General features: G+C 37.5%; 2 protein-coding genes and 2 rRNA genes. 3 read left to right on the top strand and 1 reads right to left on the bottom strand.

The window, feature by feature from the left end:
- Nucleotides 1-9: 9 nt before the first annotated feature.
- Nucleotides 10-125: ribosomal RNA gene (rrf, locus tag WAX78_RS25060) — 5S ribosomal RNA — on the top strand.
- Between the two features lie 315 nt (nt 126-440).
- Here the strand turns inward: rrf and WAX78_RS25295 are convergent.
- A complete protein-coding gene (locus WAX78_RS25295) occupies nt 441-551 on the bottom strand; it encodes a hypothetical protein (RefSeq protein ID WP_413789241.1) in 111 nt (36 codons plus the stop codon).
- Nucleotides 552-745: 194 nt separating this feature from the next.
- Here WAX78_RS25295 and WAX78_RS25055 point away from each other — a divergent pair, with 194 nt between their 5' ends.
- Together WAX78_RS25055 and WAX78_RS25050 are read left to right on the top strand one after the other, a co-directional pair.
- Nucleotides 746-3,775: an efflux RND transporter permease subunit gene (locus tag WAX78_RS25055; protein WP_336484680.1), complete on the top strand. Its 3,030-nt coding sequence runs from the start codon at nt 746-748 to the stop codon at nt 3,773-3,775.
- 398 nt (nt 3,776-4,173) lie between these two features.
- Nucleotides 4,174-4,297 (top strand): 16S ribosomal RNA (locus tag WAX78_RS25050); the annotation flags it as partial.

Here is a 4,297-nt window from a genome sequence, read left to right as displayed (position 1 = left end):
CTTCATAAGTCTGGTAATGATGGCAGAGAGGTCACACCCGTTCCCATACCGAACACGGAAGTTAAGCTCTCTAGCGCCGATGGTAGTTGGGACTTTGTCCCTGTGAGAGTAGGACGTTGCCAGGCAATCTAGGACGAGTCAGAATGACTCGTCTTTTTTTGTGTATTTTTATCATTATAAAATAACACTGAATTTCTTAATAAAGGAACTCAGCTTTATTTTATTGAAATAGACGAACCAAGTGGTCATGAAAAAATCTATCAAAACAGGAAATCATTCTTCATTTCTATGAAACATATCAGAAATATCCTTCATTTTTACTAAGAGACCTCGTATTCCAAAGCGTATTAAATTTTCTGTGAAAGAAATTAAATACATTCTTTTTCCAAAAAACAGCATGAAATCAAATATTGATAAATCATTTGTGTGGATTGGCAATCTCAAAGAGGTATGTGTGCCTCCTGCTTACGGAAAGTGTAAAATACACAATCCTTTTTGTCATGTTTAGAACATGACTTTTTACACTGCTGTATAGAAGGAATTTTCTGTATACTTAGCGCTGTGTGATTTGATATAGGTCTTTGGGCTGAGTTTAGAATCCATCATGGGGTTGATGTGGAACGAAAGGAAAAAAATTACAATTATAAAAAAGGTGAAGAGAATATAAGTAGGGGAGGATTACGGTTTATAGAGATTATGTAAGAAAGATTATTTTCCTTAGTACAAAGGGATGGGAGGAATGACGGTGGGGTCGTGGATTCGCTTTTCTTTAAAAAATGTAGGTGTTGTCTTTCTTGCGATGATTTTTATTGTTGTTGGGGGATTATATTCTATTAAAACAATAGAGATGGAAGAAATGCCAAACGTTGATATTCCGTATATGGTTGTGCAAGTCCCTTATATGGGTGCCACGCCAGAGCAAGGATTAAATGATATAGGAAAGCCGCTAGAAACTGCATTTTCTAGTATTCAAAAGCTTGATAATTTATATATTGAAGCTCATAGCAACATGGTAGTTGCTATTTTAGGATTTGATATGGCCAGGAAGATGGATGAGGCTGAAAAAGATGTGACGAGTGCAGTTGCATCTCTAAAATTACCAGAGGATGCAGGGAAACCTGTCGTTATGAAAGATGGACCTTCGCAGATGCCGATATTTACTTTCGCGCTTTCTTCAGACAATGCTAAGCAGGCGGATATTTCACAATATGTAAACGATCGGATTAAACCGACTTTGTCTACTGTTGAAAATATCGGCAAGGTGGATGTGTCAGGTGAAACCGAAAAGCAATTGTCTATTAGACTTGATGTTGAAAAAATGAAAGAAAAAAAGATTACTTATGACATAGTAAAGCAAGCACTTTTAGCACACAATTTTTCTTTTCCAGCAGGTCAGGTGAGTATTAATGAAAAAACATTAAATGTTCAAGCTGATTACAAACTTAAATCGCTTACTGACGTGAACAATATGAAAATGGCAGTACCAAGTGCTGGGGGAGTACAAACAGTTAAATTGTCAGATATAGCAACTGTAGAGTATGGAAGTAAAACAGAAACTGTATATACGAGATTAAAAGACACGCCTGCAGTTCTTGTATCTGTTAAAGCGCAGCCAGGAGCTAATGCGGTGGAAGTGGTCAAACAAATTAACCAAAAACTATCTGATCTACAATTACCAGAGGGTTATAAACTGACAAAGTTGTATGACAGCTCAAAGCAGGTAGAAAAATCAGTTAATAGTATGCTTAGGGAAGTGTTGCTAGGTACATTGTTTGCTGTCATTGTGACATTTGTATTCTTACGTAATATAAGAGCTACAATTGTAGCTGTGCTATCAATTCCGCTGTCTGTTTTAGCAGCGATGATTACGATGAAGTATTTACACTATAGTTTGAATATGATGACGCTAGCTGGTATTGCGGTAGCTGTTGGTCGAGTAATTGATGATTCTATCGTAGTCATTGAAAACATCTATCGCAGAACGTTAAGTAGCGCAAAGCGTGATGTAAACATGGTGTTAGCAGCTGCTAAAGAAGTTGGCGGTGCGGTTACATCTTCAACAATTACGACTATGGCGGTATTTGGTCCACTTTCATTCGTCCCGGGAATTGTTGGCAAGTTCTTTGCTCCGTTCGGAATTACGGTTATTGTTGCACTTGCTTTTTCTTTACTTGTTTCGTTAACAGTTGTCCCTTTACTTGCTAAATTTTTCTTGCTGCGTTTGAAGCATAAGGAACCGAAAGAAACAATATTGCAGAGAACATATCGGCGTGTGCTGAGCTGGACGATTCAGAAAAAGATGATTACACTCTTTCTCGCTTTTGTCGTATTTGTTTCATCTTTAGGGCTTGTGCCGCTAATCCCGAAAAACTTTTTACCAGAAGAAAAGGCGGCTTCATATAATCTGACGGCAGATTTACCTGTTGGAACATCACTTGACAAAGCTAATGGTGTAGCTAAAGATATGGAAAGTATTCTTAGTAAACAAGTGAGTGTGAAAAGCTATCAAACAATTGTTTCAGGAGAAAGAATTCGTTTGTCTATTGATTTGAAGGATGATATGACGAAAGAAGGAATAACGACTTTTGAAAAAGACGTAAAAGAAAAGACGAAAAATCTAGGAACGGGCATCGAAACAGCTTTGACACCGATTGGTATAACAGGAGGAGGACAATTTGTTCTTATTGTGGAAGGTGGAAATGCTAAGGATTTGGAGACTGCCGGGAATAAGATTGTAGAGAAGATAAAGGATATAAAGGGCTTGTCGAATGTGAAAACAAATTTATCTGCTGTAAAACCGCAACTTAATTTGTCAATTGATGAAGAAAAAGCAGTGGAAAAAGGTTTGAATCCGATGATGATTGCTGCTTTTGTAAGAGGGAATATTGCTGGTGAAAGTGTTACGACAGTCCAATTAGACGGAAAAACGACTTCAGTGAATCTAGGATTGAAAAATGATAATCTTACATCTATTGAAAGCATTACGAATCAAATTATTATGAGTCCTACTGGGCAACAGGTAAAATTGTCGGATGTAGCCACCCTCTCTGAAGCACCGGGACCTACTGCCTTGTATCGCTTAAATCAGCAAGAGTATGTACAAGTAAGTGCAAGATTTACAACGGATAATGTATCTGGTGTGCAAGCTGAGGTAGATAAACGTTTAAAAGATTTAGATTTGCCAAAAGGTATTAAGTATCGCTCTGAAGGACAGTCACAAGCTATGAATGAAGGGTTTCAAAATATGATTATTGCTATGGGGATTGCTGTTGTACTTGTCTTTGTTGTGATGCTAGTGACATTTGGAAATGCAATGGCTCCGTTTGCAATTCTATTTTCTTTACCATTTCTTTTTACAGGTGGTTTGCTTGGCCTATACCTTACGAAAGAACCTTTAGGTATGCCAGCGTTGGTTGGGTTTCTTATGTTAATTGGAATTGTTGTAACGAATGCTATTGTGTTAATGGATCGTGTTATGCAGAATGAAAAACAGGGAATGGCTATAAAAGAAGCTTTATTAGAAGCAGGGGTAACAAGACTTCGTCCGATTTTAATGACGGCTCTTGCTACAATAGGTGCACTTACACCGTTGGCGTTGTCGACCGAGGGAGGGCTTATTTCTCGTTCTCTTGCTATCGTTGTAATTTCTGGCTTACTAACATCTACGCTTTTAACATTAGTCATAGTCCCGACTGCATACTACGTGATGAGTAGGATGAAATGGAATTTTACAATGAAAAAAAGAGTTTCGAAGGCGAAAAAAGAAACAGCATAAAAAACTAAGGGGACGGGAGAAAGTATTCTGTTCCCTTAGTTTTTTTATAAATAAATAGGATAGCTTCATGAAAATATATAGGCGGTAGAATCGATGAGACAGTCATTGGTATTTGGTAGATTAGTTGGGAAAAGATTTTAGGTTAACGATGAAATGGAACATGTATGAAGAAAAAACAAAAAATATATTGATTTTGTGGGAGTAAGGGTATATTATATTAAAAGTCGCTAATGCAACAGAGCAGAAAGCGAAAACGAAATAAAAAACTTAGTTGACATTGAATAACTGAGATGTTAACATAAGGAAGTCGCAATTGAGCGGCAAACAAGTTCTTTGAAAACTGAACGAAACAAACAACGTGAAACGTCAATTTTTATTTATGATGCTAGACAAACACTTTATTGGAGAGTTTGATCCTGGCTCAGGATGAACGCTGGCGGCGTGCCTAATACATGCAAGTCGAGCGAACCGATTAAGAGCTTGCTCTTAAGAAGTTAGCGGCGGACGGGTGAGTAACACGTA

It is taken from the genome of Bacillus yunxiaonensis, assembly GCF_037104695.1.
Classification (GTDB): Bacteria; Bacillota; Bacilli; order Bacillales; family Bacillaceae_G; genus Bacillus_A; species Bacillus_A yunxiaonensis.
Note: the sequence above shows the minus strand (reverse complement) of the source record. Positions and strands in the feature narration are given on the sequence as shown.